We start from the raw sequence: 16,723 nt of genomic DNA, 5'->3' as shown, positions 1-16,723 counted from the left end.
CCGTAACCCCGTGCCCCACTTGTTCCCTGATCGGATGCCGCTGTCACGTGGTGGATCGTCTTGTGACGGACCGTGAACGATTCTGTCTCCCGGTGAGCCATCCCGGCGTTCCCTGGCCGAATACATCCGTTCGTGTCCCCTCGGCGATACGGTCGTTATGCCCCACATCGAGCGGTTCGACCCATGGGCCCGCGGACGGCACCCCGGTGACGCGCCGCCGGCCTGCCGTGGACCGGCGGATGCCAGGGCGGCGGGCGGCCCGCCATCGGACGGACGGACACACATCGGGAGGCCGGATGCGCCCCGGACCGCGGCTCTGGGCACGGCGTACGGCCGCGCTCGTACTCTGCCTGCTCACCGGCTGCGCCGGCGGGACGCCATCCGATCCGACCGGCGTCGCGCCGCCGCCCGCCTCCCGCCCGGCGATCGTGGTCGCTCCCGGCGACGGCGCCAGGGACGTCGCGCCGGAGGGCCCGGTGAAGGTGACCCCGGCCGAGGGCGGGCGGCTGGAGTCGGTCCGGTTCCGGGACGGCAGGGGCACCGAGGTGCCCGGCACGATCACCGAGGACGGCGGCTCCTGGACCCCGGACGGCCTGCTGGCACTGGGCACCACCTACTCCCTGGACGCGACCGCGGTGGCCGGGGACGGCGCCCGCGCCACTCGGCACGCCACGTTCAGCACCATCGCCAGGGCCCGTACCTTCGTCGCCTTCTTCACCCCCGAGGACGGCAGCACGGTCGGCGTCGGCATGCCCGTCTCGCTGCGCTTCAGCCGTCCGATCGCCGACCGCGCCGCGGTCGAGCGGGCGGTGCGGGTCACCGCCGACCCGCCCGTGCCGGTGGCCGCCCACTGGTTCGGCGACCAGCGGCTGGACTTCCGCCCGCAGCAGTACTGGGCGCCGGGCACCCGGGTGGCCGTCGCGCTGCGCCTCAAGGGCGTGCAGGGCGCCCCGGGTGAGCTCGGGACGCAGGCCAAGGACGTCCGCTTCACGATCGGCCGGGCCCAGGTCAGCGAGGTCGACCTGGACGAGCACACGCTCACCGTCCGCCAGGGCGGCAAGGTGGTGCGGCGGCTGAAGATCTCCGGCGGCGCCCCCGACCACACCACCTATCTGGGGGCGCTGGTCGTCTCGGAGAAGTTCAAGGTCACCAGGATGAACTCGCAGACGGTCGGCCTCGGCGACGAGTACGACATCAAGGACGTCCCGCACGCGATGCGGCTCACCACCTCCGGCACCTTCATCCACGGCAACTACTGGGCCGACCCGGAGGTCTTCGGCAACGACAACACCAGCCACGGCTGCATCGGCCTGGCCGACGCCAAGGGCGGCGTCGGCGACACCCCGGCGGGCTGGCTCTTCGAGCACACCATCACCGGCGACGTGATCGAGGTGCGCGGCTCGGCGGGGGAGAGCGTTCCGCCGCAGAACGGGCTGAACGGCTGGAACATGCCGTGGGGGCAGTGGCTGGCCGGCAGCGCCCTGGTGCCGGGCGGCCCGGCGCCCGATCCGACCCCGAGCGCGCGGCCGACGCCGCCCCCGCCCCCGACGCCGACGCCGCCCCCGACACCGACCGCCCGGACGACGCCGGCCCCGAGTGCGAGCGCCGACCGGAGCGTGGGCGCGGACCCGGGCACCGGGCCGGGGGCGCGTGCCCGGGCCGGCGCCGGGCCCGCCGCGTCCGGCCGGGGCGCCGTGGGAGTCCGCTGAGCGTTGGCCGGGAGTACCCCGGGTGTTCCCGGTCGCGCACCCTCGGGCAGCACCCTCCCGCCGGGGATTTCCTCATCCCGCCCGGCTATCCTGCTCCTCGCCCTTGGGCCTGGTGTGAAGAAGACCCGCGCCGGTGAAACCAATCCGGGCACCAGCGCGTGTATTCAGGGTGGATACCGGGAGGGGAGAGACCGAGTGAAGCCGGTTCAGGCGGGTAACGCCACGATACGCAGGACCAACCGCTGGGGGCGCCGTGGCGCCGTGGCGCTGACGATGGGCGGTGTGCTGTTGCTGGGGGCCGCCTGTTCGTCGGGCGCCGGCACGGCCGGCGCCGGGGGGAGCAACGACACGGCGGCGGCGGCCACCGACGCGGCCAAGGGCGGTGCGGCCACGCCCGACACCCCGAAGGTGTCGGCGGCGGTACTGAACGTCCAGCCGGCCGACGGGGCCCAGGACGTCAATCCGACCACCGGGCTGGCCGTCTCGGTGACCGGTGGCAAGCTCACCACCGTCGCGGTGACCGACAAGGACGGCAAGGCGGTTCCGGGGGCCGTCACCGCGGACGGGCTCGGCTGGAAGCCGTCCGCGCCGCTGACCGTCGGCACGGTGTACACGGTGAACGCGCAGGCCGCGGATGCCGCCGGCCTGGTGGCCGCGTCCACCACGAGCTTCACCACGCTCACGCCGGCCAAGACCGTCTCCACCAACGACAACATCGCCGACAACGCCACCTACGGCGTCGGCATGATCGTCTCGGTACGGTTCAACAAGGCGATCAAGAACCAGGACGCGGTGCTGGCGGGCATCACCGTCACCGCCAGCGACGGCACCACGGTCAAGGGCCACTGGTTCGGCAGCCAGCGGGTGGACTTCCGCCCGGAGAAGTTCTGGGCGTCCGGCACCAAGGTGACCATCAAGTACCGGCTGAAGAACGTCGAGGTCTCGCCCGGCGTCTACGGCGACGTGGACAAGGACGAGCCCTTCGTCATCGGCCGCTCGCAGATCTCCGAGGCGGACTCGGCCACGCACCAGATGACCGTGACCCGCGACGGCAAGAGCACCGTCCTGCCGGTCACCCTGGGCGACGCCAAGAACGCCTCGTGGAACGGCACCATGGTGATCTCCAGCAAGGAGAAGGTCACCAGGATGAACTCCCAGACGGTCGGCCTGGGCGCGGAGTACGACATCAAGGACGTCCCGCACGCGATGCGGCTGACCGACTCGGGCACGTTCCTGCACGGCAACTACTGGGGCAACAAGTTCGGCGTCGCGAACACCAGCCACGGCTGCATCTCGATGCAGGACGTCCAGGGCGGCAGCGACAGCTCGGTGGCCGGCAAGTTCTTCAACGACTCGATCGTCGGCGACCCCGTCACGATCAAGAACTCGACCAGCGCCGTCGTCGACCCGTCCAACGGGCTGAGCGGCTGGACGATGAACTGGAAGAACTGGTAGTCCGCCCGCTCGTCCCGCTCGTACGACGGCCCGGCCCCTGTCCGCAGGGGCCGGGCCGGTCCGTTTCCCGGTCCGTTTCCCGGCTCCTTCCCGGTCCGGCGCCCGGGCCGTCCCGCCGGGTCCTCCCGCCGTGCGGTGCGCCCCGTCGGGCCGTGCCGCGCCTCGCCCCGCCGGGCCGTCGTGGCCGTCGGCCGTTCCCGGGGCCCGGCTTCCCGGCGCCCGGTCGTGTGGCGCAGGGCCCGCGCGGTAACGCTATGAGGACGGGCGCAACTTTTCCGGTGGGGGCGGCGTCCAGTGAGCTGGAGAGCCGGTCAGGGTCCGGCGATCGAGGGAGGGAGTCGGCCGTGCAGTCGACAGTCAGGCCCGTGGGGCCGATACGCAGGGCAGCGGCCGCCGCGCTCCTGGGCGGGGTGCTGGTGCTGACCACCGCCTGCGGTGGCGGCGCGAGTGGCGCGAGCGCGAGTGCGGGCGGCGGGGCACAGGCCGCGATGGCCGGGGGCGGCGCCTCGGCCCCGGCGGCGCCGGTGGCCGGGAAGTCCGGGCAGCCGCAGCCGAAGGTCTCCGCGGCGGTGCTGGACATCACGCCGAGGAACGGCGCCGCGGACGTCGCGCCGGGCGCGCTGCAGGTCTCGGTGGCGGGCGGGAGGCTGACCACCGTGCACGTGACCGACAAGGACGGCCGGGAGATACCCGGGAGCACCACCCCCGACGGCGCCAGGTGGGCCCCGGCGGCGCCGCTCGCCGTCGGCACGGCCTACCGGGTGAACGCGGTGGCCGCCGACGCGGCCGGGGTGGTCGCCTCGGCGGACAGCAGCTTCACCACGCTGACCCCGCAGCACGAGGCGAGCCCCTCCGACAACGTCACGGCCGGCGAGACGTACGGCGTCGGCATGATCGTCTCGCTGACGTTCGACAAGGACGTGCGCGACAAGGCGGAGGTGGCCAAGGGCATCACCTTCGAGACCGACAACGGCACCGAGGTCAAGGGCCACTGGTTCGGTGACCGCCGGCTGGACCTGCGCCCCGAGGCGTACTGGAAGCCGGGGACCAGAGTGACCGTCCACTACCGGCTGAAGAGCGTCGAGATCTCGCCCGGTGTCTACGGCGGGGTGGACACCGACGAGCCGTTCACCATCGGCCGCTCCCAGGTCTCCACGGTGGACGCCGACACCCACCGGATGACCGTGGTGCGCGACGGCCAGAGCTCCGTCATCCCGATCACCTCGGGCTCACCCGAGCACCCGACCTGGGGCGGCACGATGGTGATCTCCGCCAAGGAGGGCGTGGTGCGGATGCAGTCCAGCACCCTGCCGGGGATGACCGGGGCGCCGTACGACCTGATGGTGCCGCACTCGATGCGACTGACCGACTCCGGTACCTACCTGCACGGCAACTGGTGGGGCGACTCCTTCGGCAGGTCGAACACCAGCCACGGCTGCGTCGGGCTCCAGGACGTCAAGGGCGGCGGCGAGTCCACGGTGGCCGGCCGGTTCTACGCGTCGTCGATGGTCGGCGACGTGGTGACCGTGCTGCACTCCGACCGGGGCCAGGTGGAGCCGGACAACGGGCTCAGCGGTTGGAACGTGGCCTGGGGTTCCTGGTAGCACGACGAGCGGGGCCGCCCCGGTACGGGCGGTGGAAGGCCGACGGCGGTCCGATGAACGATCGGGCCGCCGGCGGCATATGCCGGACGGGTGGTGATTGTTTGCTCATTGTCCGTACGCGGCCGCATGCGTTCCGCAATGATGGAGCGCATGGCGGGATGGGGCGAAGCGGAACAGTCATCACATCCTGGTGCCGGTACGGTCGGTGACCTCGCCTCGGGGGGCGGCCCGCTGGCGCTGGCGGCCCTGGAGCGGCTCAGCCCGGCGGAGCTGGAACAGATCTGCTTCGGCCGGCTGCGCGACCAGACGGGATCGGACGAGGTCCTGCTGCCGTCCAGGCCGGGATCCGCCTCGGTGGCCCGCCGGCTGGTCCTCTCGGTGCTGCAGTCCTGGGATCTGCACCAGCAGCTGGAGGTCGGCGAGCTGCTCACCGGCGAGCTGGTCGCCAACGCCGTCCGCCACGCCGCCGGCCGCACGATCGGGCTCCAGGTGCAGAAGCGGCCGGGCTGGCTCCGGGTCGAGGTGCGGGACTCCTCGCGGGCCCTGCCCTGCCGGATCGTCGCCGAGCCGGGCGGCCAGGCGGGCAACGGACTGCTGCTGGTCGACGAGCTGGCCGACCGCTGGGGGGCGGACTTACTCCCGCGCGGCAAAGGCGTCTGGTTCGAGCTGAAGCTGCGCGAGCGGGGCTGAGGGAGCGGGGCCGGGAGCGGAGCCGGCTCGGGGCGGGCCGTCTGCCGTGCCCGGCAGGACCGGCCAGGGCCGCGCGGGCCGGACCCCGGCGGCCCGGAAACACGCAGGGCCCCCGGTCGCCGTGGTCGGCGTGGGGGCCCGTGCAGGTCATCGCGCCGGTCAGGGGGGTGCGTACCGCGCGATGGGGGACGGCCGTGCCAGGTCGGATGGTCGGCCGTGGTTCGCGTCCGGGGCGTCGTCACGCCCCGGACTCCTTCGACTATCGCATGTGTCTCACGATGTGAGCAAACCGAACGTCTTGGATTGGAAGGTTTGTAACCCACTTCACCTTTGGTGCGTGAAGGGATCCGCGAACTGACCTTTGATCATTCATCGTTGATGATCGTTCTCCGCCGGGAGCGCACCCGACCGCCGGGCCCGGTTCAGCACTCGATGACGTTGACCGCGAGGCCGCCGCGCGAGGTCTCCTTGTACTTGACCTTCATGTCGGCGCCGGTCTCCTTCATGGTCTTGATCGCCTTGTCGAGCGAGACGTGGTGGCGGCCGTCGCCGCGCAGCGCCATCCGGGCCGCCGTGATCGCCTTGACCGAGGCCATGCCGTTGCGCTCGATGCACGGGATCTGGACCAGGCCGCCGACCGGGTCGCAGGTCAGACCCAGGTTGTGCTCGATGCCGATCTCGGCGGCGTTCTCCACCTGCTCGGGCGAGCCGCCCAGCACCTCGGCCAGGCCGCCGGCCGCCATCGAGCAGGCCGAGCCGACCTCGCCCTGGCAGCCGACCTCGGCGCCGGAGATGGAGGCGTTCTCCTTGAAGAGCATGCCGATCGCGCCCGCCGCGAGCAGGAAGCGGACGATGCCGTCCTCGTCCGCGCCGGGGATGAAGTTCAGGAAGTAGTGCAGCACGGCCGGGATGATGCCCGCCGCGCCGTTGGTCGGCGCGGTGACGACCCGCTGCCCGGAGGCGTTCTCCTCGTTGACGGCCATCGCGTAGAGGGTGACCCACTCCATCGCGTTGGCCGGGCCGATGCCCTCCGCGCGCATCGCCCGGGCGCCCGAGGCGGCTCGGCGGCGGACCTTGAGCCCGCCGGGCAGGATCCCCTCGCGGGACATCCCGGCGGCGACGCACTCCTGCATCACCCGCCAGATCTCCAGCAGCCCGGTGCGGATCTCGGCCTCGCTGCGCCAGGCCTTCTCGTTCTCCAGCATCAGGCCGGAGATCGACAGTCCGGTCTCCCGGGTGAGCCGCAGCAGCTCCTCGCCGGTGCGGAAGGGGTAGCGCAGCGCGGTGTCGTCCGGCTTCCGCCGACCGAGTAGTACGTCTTCTCCAGTACGGGCACGCCGTCGGCGTCGTACGCGGCCAGGGTCATCCCGTTGGCGTGGTACGGAAGCGAGCGGCGCCGGTGCAGGATCAGCTGGGTGTCGGGGTCGAAGGCGATCCGGTGGGCGTCGGCCACGTCGTCGCCGAGCAGCCGCAGCTGCTTCGTCGCCTTGATCCGCTCGACGTCCAGGTCGGCCTGGTCGACGTCCACGGTGCGCGGGGAGTTGCCCTCCAGGCCGAGCAGGACGGCCTTGGGGGTGCCGTGGCCGTGGCCGGTGGCGCCCAGCGAGCCGAAGAGTTCGGCGCGGACGGCGGCGGTCTGGGCCAGCAACCCCTCGGACTTCAGTCGGCGGGCGAACATCCGCGCGGCCCGCATCGGGCCGACGGTGTGGGAACTCGACGGACCGATGCCGACGGAGAAGAGGTCGAAGACGCTGATGGCCACGGGGGGACGTCCTTGTCTGGTCTCGTGGAAGGACAAGCTGGTGCATGGGTCGGGGCACCGCGCTCCACGTTCCAGTGTGCGCGGTGCCCCGGGGATCCGGGAGGACGGCGGGGGTGGGCCGCCTCACGGTGTACTGCCGAGTACTGCCGAGTACTGCCGAAGGACTTACAGGTTCGGGTACAGCGGGTACTTCGCGGCCAGGGCGGAGACCCGGGCCTTCAGCGCGGCGGCCTTGGTCGCGTCGAAGGCGGGCAGCAGAGCCTCGGCGATGACGTCCGCCACCTCGCTGAAGTCCTCGGCCTGGAAGCCGCGGGTGGCGAGCGCCGGGGTGCCGATCCGCAGGCCGGAGGTGACCATCGGCGGGCGCGGGTCGTTCGGGACGGCGTTGCGGTTGACGGTGATGCCGACCTCGTGCAGGCGGTCCTCGGCCTGCTGGCCGTCCAGCTCGCTGTTGCGCAGGTCCACCAGGACGAGGTGGACGTCGGTCCCGCCGGAGAGCACGGAGACACCGGCCGCGGTCGCGTCGTCCTTGAGCAGGCGCTCGGCGAGGATCTTGGCGCCGGCCAGGGTGCGCTGCTGGCGCTCCTTGAACTCCTCGGAGGCGGCGACCTTGAAGGCGACCGCCTTGGCGGCGATCACGTGCTCCAGCGGGCCACCCTGCTGGCCGGGGAAGACCGCGGAGTTGATCTTCTTGGCGTACTCGGCCTTGGAGAGGATCACGCCGCCGCGGGGGCCGCCGAGGGTCTTGTGGGTGGTGGTGGTCACCACGTCCGCGTACGGCACCGGGTTGGGGTGCAGGCCCGCGGCCACCAGGCCGGCGAAGTGCGCCATGTCGACCATCAGCAGGGCGCCGACCTCGTCCGCGATGCGGCGGAAGGCGGCGAAGTCCAGCTGGCGCGGGTAGGCGGACCAGCCGGCGATGATCAGCTTGGGCTGGTGCTCCTTGGCCAGGCGCTCGACCTCGGCCATGTCGACCAGGTTGGTCTTCTCGTCGACGTGGTACGCGGCCACGTTGTAGAGCTTGCCGGAGAAGTTGATCTTCATGCCGTGGGTCAGGTGACCGCCGTGGGCCAGGCTCAGGCCCAGGATGGTGTCGCCCGGCTGGATCAGCGCGAACATCGCGGCGGCGTTGGCCTGCGCACCCGAGTGCGGCTGGACGTTGGCGTGCTCGGCGCCGAACAGGGCCTTCACCCGGTCGATGGCGATCTGCTCGGCCACGTCGACGTGCTCGCAGCCGCCGTAGTACCGGCGGCCGGGGTAGCCCTCGGCGTACTTGTTGGTCAGCACCGAGCCCTGGGCCTCCATGACCGCCACCGGGGCGAAGTTCTCGGAGGCGATCATTTCCAGGGTGGTCTGCTGGCGGTGCAGCTCGGCGTCGACCGCGGCGGCGATCTCCGGGTCGAGAGCGTGCAGGGACTGGTTGAGAACCGTCATCGTGGGATCTTCCCGTCATGGGGCAGCCGCGCGCCACGGATCGGCCGGGGAGGCGGCCTGGCGGCGGGCGGGAGCGGGCAAGGGACCGGGCGGGGGCGGCCGCCTCGCTGCGGCCGCCCCGTCGGGGTGGCTCAGCCGCCGGTGAGGGCGGTGTACTCGTCGGCGCTCAGCAGGTCGGCCGGCTCGCCGTCGAGCCGGACCTTGAACAGCCAGCCGCCCTCGAAGGGGGCGGAGTTCACCAGGGCCGGCTCGTCGATGACGGCCTGGTTGACCTCGGTGACCTCGCCGGTGGCGGGGGAGTAGAGGTCGCTGACCGACTTGGTGGATTCGAGCTCGCCACAGGTCTCACCTGCGGTGACGGCGTCGCCGACCTCGGGCAGCTGCACGTAGACGATGTCACCGAGGGCGTCGGCCGCGTGGGCGGTGATGCCGATGGTCGAGACACCGCCCTCGGCGGCGGTCAGCCACTCGTGCTCCTTGCTGAACTGCAGGTGCTGGGGGTTGCTCATGGCGTCATTCTCCAGGATGGGAAGCGGTCGGCGGAAAACGGGTGGCCGAAATGTCCGACGGGCGGACGTCGGGCAGGGGGCTCGCGGTGCGGGCGTCGGCTCAGCGGGCGCGCTTGTAGAACGGCAGGGCGACGACCTCGACGGGCTCGTGCTTGCCGCGCACGTCCACCGCGACGGTGCTGCCCGGCGTGGCGTGCGCGGCGTCCACGTACGCGATCGCGATGGGCCGGCCCAGCGTCGGGGACGGCGCGCCCGAGGTGATCAGGCCGATCGGGGCGCCCTCGGCGTCCACCACGGCGTACTCGGCCCGCGGCACGCGCCGGCCCTCGGAGACCAGGCCGACCAGCACCCGCGGCGGGTTGGCCCCGGCCTCGGCGGCCGCCCGCTCCAGCGCCTCACGGCCGACGAACGCCCCGCCGTTGGTGGTCTTGTCGAAGCGCACGACCCGGCCCAGGCCCGCGTCGAACGGGGTCAGGCCGGTGTTCAGCTCGTGGCCGTACAGCGGCATGCCCGCCTCCAGGCGCAGCGTGTCGCGGCAGGAGAGGCCGCAGGGGACCAGGCCGGCCTCCCGGCCCGCCTCGGTCAGCGCCGTCCACAGGTGCTCGGCGTCGGCGGGGGCCGAGAAGATCTCGAACCCGTCCTCGCCGGTGTAACCGGTGCGCGCGAGCCAGACCTGCTTGCCGGCCACGGTGGCGGGCAGCAGCGCGTAGTACTTGAGGCCGGGCAGGTCGGCGTCGGTGACCGAGGCCAGGATGCCGTTCGCCTCCGGGCCCTGGACGGCGATGAGCGCGTACGCGTCGCGGTCGTCGCGCACCACGGCGTCGAAGCCGGCGGCGCGGGCGGTCAGCTCGTCCAGCACCAGCTGGGCGTTGGAGGCGTTGGCCACCACGAGGTACTCGTCCTCGGCGGTGCGGTAGACGATCAGGTCGTCCAGGATGCCGCCGTCCTCGGCGCAGATCATCGTGTAGCGGGCGCGCAGCACGCCGAGCGCCGAGATGAAGCCGACCAGCGCGTGGTCGAGCAGCTCGCCGGCCTGCGGGCCGGTCACGGTGATCTCGCCCATGTGCGAGAGGTCGAACAGCCCGGCCTTCGTACGGACGGCGAGGTGCTCCTCGCGCTCGCTGCCGTAGCGCAGCGGCATGTCCCAGCCGGCGAAGTCGGTCATGGTGGCGCCGAGGGCGCGGTGCAGCGCGTCGAGCGCGGTGAGACGGGGGGACGACATGGCCTGTACTCCTTGGGCTTGGCACTCAGGTGTGCACACGCCGGACCGGCCCGGTGGGGCTCGACCTGCGCGCGGGCATGCGGCGGCTGGGTCTCCCCATCTGTCGTCACAACCTGAGAGCTTCACCGCGCGCTGCCCTGGGGACAGCATGGCGGCTTGCACCGTGGGTGGGCGCACGGCAGGGCCGTGGCCACTTTCCAGATGTGCCTCGCCCGTGCGGTAGGGGTGCCTGAGAGATTCCGGGGAGGACTTGCTCCTTCGGCGCCGGCCGCACCAGCTGGGCTGGCGCTCCGGACTCTCCCGCGCGGGTTCGAGCGGCCTGTATGGAGTTGGGCGCCCCGGCCGAATCGCGCACGAGGACGCGGACAGTGTCTCACAGGCTCGGCTCGCCTCCGGGGCTGTTCCTGTCTTGGGCTCGGCTCGCCTCCGGGGCGCTTTGGTCCGGCGCCGACGGTCGTCGCTCCCGCGGTCGCTTCGCTCCCTTCCTCGCTCTCTCCCTTTCGGCACCGGCGCGCCCCTTCGGCTCGCTCGCGGGCTGGAGGGGCCCTTTCGGCACCGGCGCGCCCCTTCGGCTCGCTCGCGGGCTGGTGGGGGCTCGGCTGGTCCGGGGGCGGGTCGGGCGGGGCCCTGCAGGGCTCGGCGTGGCCGGTGCGGGGGCGGTGTGGGCCGATAGGCTTGTGCGGCAGCGGCGAGAGATGGGGCGGTACAGGGGCTTATGGGGTACCCGGTGGAGGACACGCAGGGGTGGGGCAGTGCGGAGGCGGCGCCGGCCGGCGGCAGTTGGCCGGCGAACGAGTTGGAGCAGGTGCTCACCGCCGCGCTCGGTGATCCGGGTGCCACGCCCAGGGTGATCGAGGTGCTGGCGCGCAGCCAGGTCTGGGTGCCGCTGCCGGCCGGTGCGGACCCGCAGGGGCAGTCGCTGGACCTGCCGACCATCGAGCTGGCCGGTGCGCCGTACGTCCCGGTGTTCTCGTCCCAGGAGCAGTTCCTCCAGCACGCCCCGGGGCTGGCCTTCGCGGTCGCCCCGGTCTGGGAGTTCGCCCGGGGGATGCCGCTCGGGCTCGGCATCGCGGTGAACCCGCACGCGCCGGTGGGGATCCCGGTGCCGCCGGCGGGGGTGGCGGAGCTGCGGCGCGGGCCGCGCGAGGATCGTTGGGACGGCGGCGAGGACGCCGCGGCCGGTGGCCGGGTGGCGCTGCGCGAACCGTCGCCGCAGGAGGAGCCGTTCGGCTTCCTGGCCGCGGCGAGCGCCGAACTCTCTTCTCTGCCCGGTGTGCTGACGGCTCGTCGGGCGCTGGCCAGCGTGGAGGGGGAGCCGACCGTGCTGTTCGTCGGCGTCCAGCTCGACCCGGCCTGGCCGGCCGACCCGGCGGCGGTGAACGAGGCGCTCGGGCGGGCGCTGGGAACCGCTCCGCTGCCGGGGGGCGTCCACCTCGTGCTGCTCGACCTGGTGGACGACCCGGTGGTCGAGTGGCTGCTGAACCGGGTACAGCCGTTCCACGTACGGATGTGATCGGGCCGGCCGGGGCACGTCGGCATGGCGACTGTCCGCAGCGCCCCATAGGCTGCCTGCGGACATCCCGGGACGGACAACCCTGCCACAGTGGCGGCGGCAGACCAGGAAGAGGGCTCGAAGTGGGCGAGCGGGGCGAGCGCGCCGGCAGACGGTGCGCACTTCGCGCGGCGGCCGGCGAGGTGCGCACGGCGAAGGCGGCGGCGTGCACGGCAGTGCGCGCATACGCGCGCGCGGGGGTGCGCCGATGAGCGCGGGAGCGGCCGGCGCCGGTGCGCCGGGGCCCTGGGGTCCGCCCCCCGCCGCGCGTCCCGTCGCGGACCCGGGCGCGTTGGAGCGGGCACTGCGCGAGGTCGGGCCGGATCGCTTCGAGGCGTACGAGGTCCTGCTGCGCGCCCTGGCCGAGGGCCAGGTCTGGATGCTGCTCTGGCACGGTACGCCGGGCAGTCCCGACGCCCAGTACGGGAACATGGACGTCTCCGGGCACGGCTACGCGCCGGCCGTCACCTCGCCCGAGCAGCTCGCGGCGAGTGGCTGGGTCCGCGGGCACGAGGTGATCACCGGCCAGGAGATCGCCGCCTCGCTGTACCGCACCCGCTGGGGGCTGTGGCTGAACCCGCACGCCCCGGGTGGCGGGGTCGGCATCCCCTGGGCCGACCTGCGCCGGATCGCGGCCGGCCTGGACCGGCTGCCGGCCGGGCCGCTCCAGCTGAGCGAACCCCAGGTCCAGGCGCCGCAGTTCTACGGTCTGCTGGAGCACCAGGCGATGGAGGTCCGGGCGGTCAGGGCACTGCGCCGCGCCTGGGTGCGCCCGGCGGTCGGCGAGCCGTACCTGGCGATCGGCCTGGAGCTGTACGACACCTCGCCGCCCGCGGTGGAGGCGGTCCGGGCGCTGATGCAGCGGGCGATCGCGGTGGCCCCCGAGGGCCTGGCGGTCTCGACGGTGGCGATGGCGGACGAGTACGACCCGGTGGCGATGTGGATGCGGGCCAACGCGCGCCCGTTCTTCGACCGGGAGGCCGCGGGCCCGGGCCGGCCGCCGGTCGGGCCCTACCCGGCCGCACCCTACCCGCCGCAGCCCTCGTACCCCTACGGCGCCCAGCAGCAGCCGGGCTGGCCGCAGCAGCCCTGGCAGGGGTACCCCGGCCGCTGAAAAGATCTTCACTGATCCTTCGCCGGAACTCTCTCCATCACCGACCGGCCTGATGACCAATCAGGCCGGTCGTGGCGTTTTCCGGTGTGGCGACCGGCCATTCTTGGCGATGATCTTGACATGCATGTAACAGCTATGTGAAGAACCTTATGCGCCTGAAACCGGTGTGCATGCCGACAGATCACAGTTGGGCATCCTTCGGTTGGCAGGTCTGGCGCAAGCCCGTCCGCATGACAGAGAGTTCTGCGCAATGCGGTCCACAGCACGGCCCCACAAGGGCGAACGCGCTCACCGACCGTGGGCTCCGTGCGATGCGCATCCCGCACGGGCCGCCTGAGCACCTCCGTTCCGCCGTACTTCCGCACCGCTGTACTTCCGCACCGCCGTACCGCCGACCGGCGGCCGGCGCACCACCGCACCGCTGCAGAGCCGTACCGCTGCACCGCTGCCGCAACGCTGCACACGCACCGCACTGCCCAGCACCGCAACGCAACGCATCAGCAGCGCCGCCCACTCACGCAGCCGTGGCCCGATCGGGCCGCGGCACCGGGTGAGAGGGCACCGTGGGCCGGCCACCGTCGGCGAGGGGACCGAACTGACTCATGACCACACCCATCGACACCACCGGATCCGCCGGCCAGGCCACCGCCGGACCGCAGAGCGCCGTGGTACCGGCCCGAACGATCGAGGGCCGCTCCCCGGGCAGGATCGCCTGGGACCGGCTCAAACGCGACAAGGTCGCCCTCGCGGGCGGCATCGTGGTGGTGCTGCTGATCCTCGCCGCGTTGCTCGCACCGGTGCTCAGCTCGCTCTTCGGCCACCCGGTCGACGAGCCGCACCCGGACCAGATCAACCCCGATCTGGGCCTGCCCAAGGGCGCGTTCGGCGGTATCAGCGGTGACTACCTGCTGGGCGTCGACCCCACCTTCGGCCGGGACGTCTTCAGCCGGATCCTCTACGGGGCCCAGATCTCCCTGCTGGTGGCCTTCTCCGCGGCCGCCGTCTCGGTGGTCATCGGGGTCCTGATGGGCGTCGCGGCCGGCTACTTCGGCGGCTGGGTGGACGCGGCGATCAGCAGGGTGATGGACGTCCTGCTGGCCTTCCCGCAGCTGCTCTTCTCCATCGCGCTGGTCTCCGTGATGCCGGACAACCTGCTCGGCCTGAGCGGCAGCGGGGTCCGGATGGCGATCCTGATCCTGGTGATCGGCTTCTTCGGCTGGCCCTACATCGGCCGGATCGTCCGCGGGCAGGCCCTGTCGCTGCGCGAACGGGAGTTCGTCGACGCGGCCCGCAGTCTCGGCGCCGGTCCGGTGCACATCCTGTTGCGCGAGCTGCTGCCCAACCTGGTCGCCCCGATCCTCGTCTACGCGACGCTGATCATCCCGACCAACATCCTCAGCGAGGCGGCCCTCAGCTTCCTGGGCGCCGGGGTCAAGCCGCCCACGCCGTCCTGGGGCCAGATGCTCTCGCAGGCCACCAAGATCTACCAGGTCGACCCGACCTACATGGTCGTCCCCGGCCTCGCCATCTTCGTCACGGTGCTCGCCTTCAACCTCTTCGGTGACGGCCTGCGTGACGCGCTCGACCCCAAGGGCAACTGAGCCCCCAAGGGCAACTGAGCCCCCAAGGGCAACTGAGCCCCCAAGGGCAACTGAGCCCCAGGGGCGACCGGGCCGGAGTGATCCTGCCCGGCCCGGGCGGCAGGGCTCCAGCAGTCCGGCGCACCCCGTGCTCAACCCCAGCCAGTCCACCCCCGCACCCGGGGACAGCACGCCTCGGCGGACCGATCGGGCCCGCACATATCAGGAGGAACCGTACTCATGACGCGTAACCGGACGCTCGCCGCCGCAGCCCTGGTGGCCACGCTGGCGCTCACCGTGTCCGCCTGTGGCGGCACCAAGGGCGGCGGCAGCAGCGACGCCAGCAAGGGCTCCAGTGCGGGTGGCTTCAACGCCGCGGTCGGCAAGGTGCTCAACCCTTCGGACAAGAAGGGCGGCACCATCAACCTGTGGACCAGCACGGACGCCGACTCCTGGGACCCGGGCCGCGCCTACTACGCCTCGGTGTGGAACTTCCAGCGCTACTACGCCCGCACGCTGCTGACGTACGACTCCAAGCCCGGCAAGGACGGCCTCAAGCTGGTCCCCGACCTGGCCTCGGCCCAGCCGGAGATGGCCGCCGACGGCAAGACCTACACCTTCAAGCTCAAGAGCGGCCTGAAGTTCGAGGACGGCTCGCCGATCACCTCGAAGGACATCAAGTACGGCATCGAGCGCATCTTCGCCCAGGACGTCATCAGCGGCGGCCCGACCTACCTGATCAACTCCCTCGACCAGGGCCAGGGTTACAAGGGCCCCTACACCGACACCGACCCCGACAAGCTGGGTCTCAAGTCGGTCCAGACCCCGGACGACTCGACCATCGTCTTCAAGCTGGACAAGCCGGACTCGTCCTTCCTCTACCTGCTCGCGATGGGCAGCGCCTCCCCGGTGCCGCAGAAGCTCGACACCGGCTCCAAGTACGGTGACAAGCCGGTCTCCTCGGGCCCGTACAAGTTCAAGTCGATCGACCCGGGCAAGGCCGTCGAGCTGGTCCGCAACGAGAACTGGGACCAGTCCACCGACACCGTCCGCAAGGCCCTGCCGGACGTCGTCAAGCTGACCATCACCACCAACTCCGACGACATGGACGCCCGCCTGCTGGACGGCTCGGCCGACATGGACTTCAGCCAGACCGGCCTCTCCCAGGCCGCCCAGGCCAAGGTGCTCACCGACCCGGCGCTCAAGGCCAACACCGACGACGCCTACACCGGCTTCATCCGCTACATCTCGGTGGTCCCGAAGGTCGCGCCGTTCGACAACGAGCACTGCCGCAAGGCCGTCCTGTACGCGGCCGACACCACGGCGCTGCAGACCGCCCGCGGCGGCTCGGCGGCCGGCTCGACCTACGGCTCGATGCTGCCGCCGAACATCCTCGGCTCGGACGACTACGACCCGTACGGCTTCACCAAGGGCAAGCCCGACCTGGCGAAGGCCAAGGAGGAGCTGGCGGCCTGCGGCAAGCCGGACGGCTTCAAGACCAACATCGCGGTGCGCGGCAACAAGGAGAAGGAAGTCAACTCCGCGGTCGCCCTGCAGAGCGCGCTGAAGGCCATCAACGTCGACGTCACCGTCGACCAGTACGACGGCAAGCTGATCGCCTCCGAGATCGGCTCGCCGGGCGTGGTGGCGAGCAAGGCCTACGGCCTGATCGTGATGGGCTGGGCGGCCGACTACCCGAACGGCAGCGGTTTCCTCCAGCCGCTCACCGACGGCCGGTTCATCACCCAGAACGGCAACAGCAACTACTCCGAGATCAACGACCCGGAGATCAACGGCTGGTTCGACGCCGCGACCGCCGCGTCCGACCCGGCCAAGGCCGCCGACCTGTACAAGAAGATCAACCACAAGGTCGTCGACAGCGGGTACTACCTGCCGATCGTGGCCGACAAGGCGCTCAACTACCGCAACCCGCGCCTGACCAACGTCTACACCCAGGACGCCCTGGGCGGCGAGATCGACTTCCAGGCCCTCGGTGTCTCCGACGGCAAGTGACCTGCCGCTCAGCCCGCTTCCGTAGTTCGTACCGCTAGTCCGAAGGGCAGGTGAAGGCTTCGCCGGGCCGGCCGGGCCC

Annotated in this window: 11 protein-coding genes, 1 pseudogene and 1 riboswitch; of the genes and pseudogenes, 8 read left to right on the top strand and 4 right to left on the bottom strand. The window is 72.0% G+C overall.

The window, feature by feature from the left end:
• The first annotated feature begins 296 nt into the window (after positions 1 to 296).
• From OG823_RS11995 to OG823_RS11980, 4 genes are all read left to right on the top strand, one after another.
• The gene (locus OG823_RS11995) at positions 297 to 1,709 is read left to right on the top strand and encodes an Ig-like domain-containing protein (protein WP_371479467.1); all 1,413 of its coding nucleotides are present in this window, start codon (positions 297 to 299) and stop codon (positions 1,707 to 1,709) included.
• 195 nt (positions 1,710 to 1,904) lie between these two features.
• Positions 1,905 to 3,164 carry an Ig-like domain-containing protein gene (locus OG823_RS11990; RefSeq protein WP_371479466.1) on the top strand — a complete coding sequence of 420 codons (1,260 nt, stop codon included), beginning with the start codon at positions 1,905 to 1,907 and terminating at the stop codon, positions 3,162 to 3,164.
• Between the two features lie 365 nt (positions 3,165 to 3,529).
• Positions 3,530 to 4,768: an Ig-like domain-containing protein gene (locus OG823_RS11985; protein WP_371479465.1), complete on the top strand. Its 1,239-nt coding sequence runs from the start codon at positions 3,530 to 3,532 to the stop codon at positions 4,766 to 4,768.
• Between the two features lie 150 nt (positions 4,769 to 4,918).
• The gene (locus OG823_RS11980) at positions 4,919 to 5,458 is read left to right on the top strand and encodes an ATP-binding protein (RefSeq protein WP_371479464.1); all 540 of its coding nucleotides are present in this window, start codon (positions 4,919 to 4,921) and stop codon (positions 5,456 to 5,458) included.
• A 422-nt stretch (positions 5,459 to 5,880) separates the two neighbouring features.
• On the opposite strand, the pseudogene OG823_RS11975 reads toward OG823_RS11980, so the two are convergent.
• From OG823_RS11975 to gcvT, 4 genes and pseudogenes are all read right to left on the bottom strand, one after another.
• A pseudogene (locus tag OG823_RS11975) lies at positions 5,881 to 7,220 on the bottom strand (L-serine ammonia-lyase).
• A gap of 165 nt (positions 7,221 to 7,385) precedes the next feature.
• Positions 7,386 to 8,654 carry a serine hydroxymethyltransferase gene (gene glyA / locus OG823_RS11970; RefSeq protein ID WP_371479463.1) on the bottom strand — a complete coding sequence of 423 codons (1,269 nt, stop codon included), beginning with the start codon at positions 8,652 to 8,654 and terminating at the stop codon, positions 7,386 to 7,388.
• 131 nt (positions 8,655 to 8,785) lie between these two features.
• Positions 8,786 to 9,163 (bottom strand): glycine cleavage system protein GcvH, encoded by a 378-nt coding sequence (gcvH, locus tag OG823_RS11965; RefSeq protein WP_371479462.1) that lies wholly within the window; start codon positions 9,161 to 9,163, stop codon positions 8,786 to 8,788.
• Positions 9,164 to 9,263: 100 nt separating this feature from the next.
• Complete coding sequence (gene gcvT, locus OG823_RS11960; RefSeq protein WP_371479460.1) at positions 9,264 to 10,385, bottom strand: glycine cleavage system aminomethyltransferase GcvT; 1,122 nt, start codon at positions 10,383 to 10,385, stop codon at positions 9,264 to 9,266.
• 207 nt (positions 10,386 to 10,592) lie between these two features.
• Positions 10,593 to 10,698, bottom strand: a riboswitch (glycine riboswitch).
• A 402-nt stretch (positions 10,699 to 11,100) separates the two neighbouring features.
• Between gcvT and OG823_RS11955 the strand changes: the two genes are divergently transcribed.
• The 4 genes from OG823_RS11955 to OG823_RS11940 all read left to right on the top strand — a co-directional run bounded on the left by OG823_RS11955 (position 11,101) and on the right by OG823_RS11940 (position 16,644).
• Positions 11,101 to 11,898 carry an enhanced serine sensitivity protein SseB gene (locus tag OG823_RS11955; RefSeq protein WP_371479459.1) on the top strand — a complete coding sequence of 266 codons (798 nt, stop codon included), beginning with the start codon at positions 11,101 to 11,103 and terminating at the stop codon, positions 11,896 to 11,898.
• 247 nt (positions 11,899 to 12,145) lie between these two features.
• Positions 12,146 to 13,051: an enhanced serine sensitivity protein SseB C-terminal domain-containing protein gene (locus OG823_RS11950; protein ID WP_371479458.1), complete on the top strand. Its 906-nt coding sequence runs from the start codon at positions 12,146 to 12,148 to the stop codon at positions 13,049 to 13,051.
• Between the two features lie 602 nt (positions 13,052 to 13,653).
• Entirely contained in the window at positions 13,654 to 14,652 is a 999-nt protein-coding gene (locus OG823_RS11945) for an ABC transporter permease (RefSeq protein ID WP_371479457.1), read from the top strand.
• A 219-nt stretch (positions 14,653 to 14,871) separates the two neighbouring features.
• Positions 14,872 to 16,644 carry an ABC transporter substrate-binding protein gene (locus OG823_RS11940; protein WP_371479456.1) on the top strand — a complete coding sequence of 591 codons (1,773 nt, stop codon included), beginning with the start codon at positions 14,872 to 14,874 and terminating at the stop codon, positions 16,642 to 16,644.
• Positions 16,645 to 16,723 lie beyond the last annotated feature (79 nt).

Origin of the sequence: Kitasatospora sp. NBC_00315, assembly GCF_041435095.1 — a bacterium.
Lineage (GTDB): Bacteria > Actinomycetota > Actinomycetes > Streptomycetales > Streptomycetaceae > Kitasatospora.
Note: the sequence above shows the minus strand (reverse complement) of the source record. Positions and strands in the feature narration are given on the sequence as shown.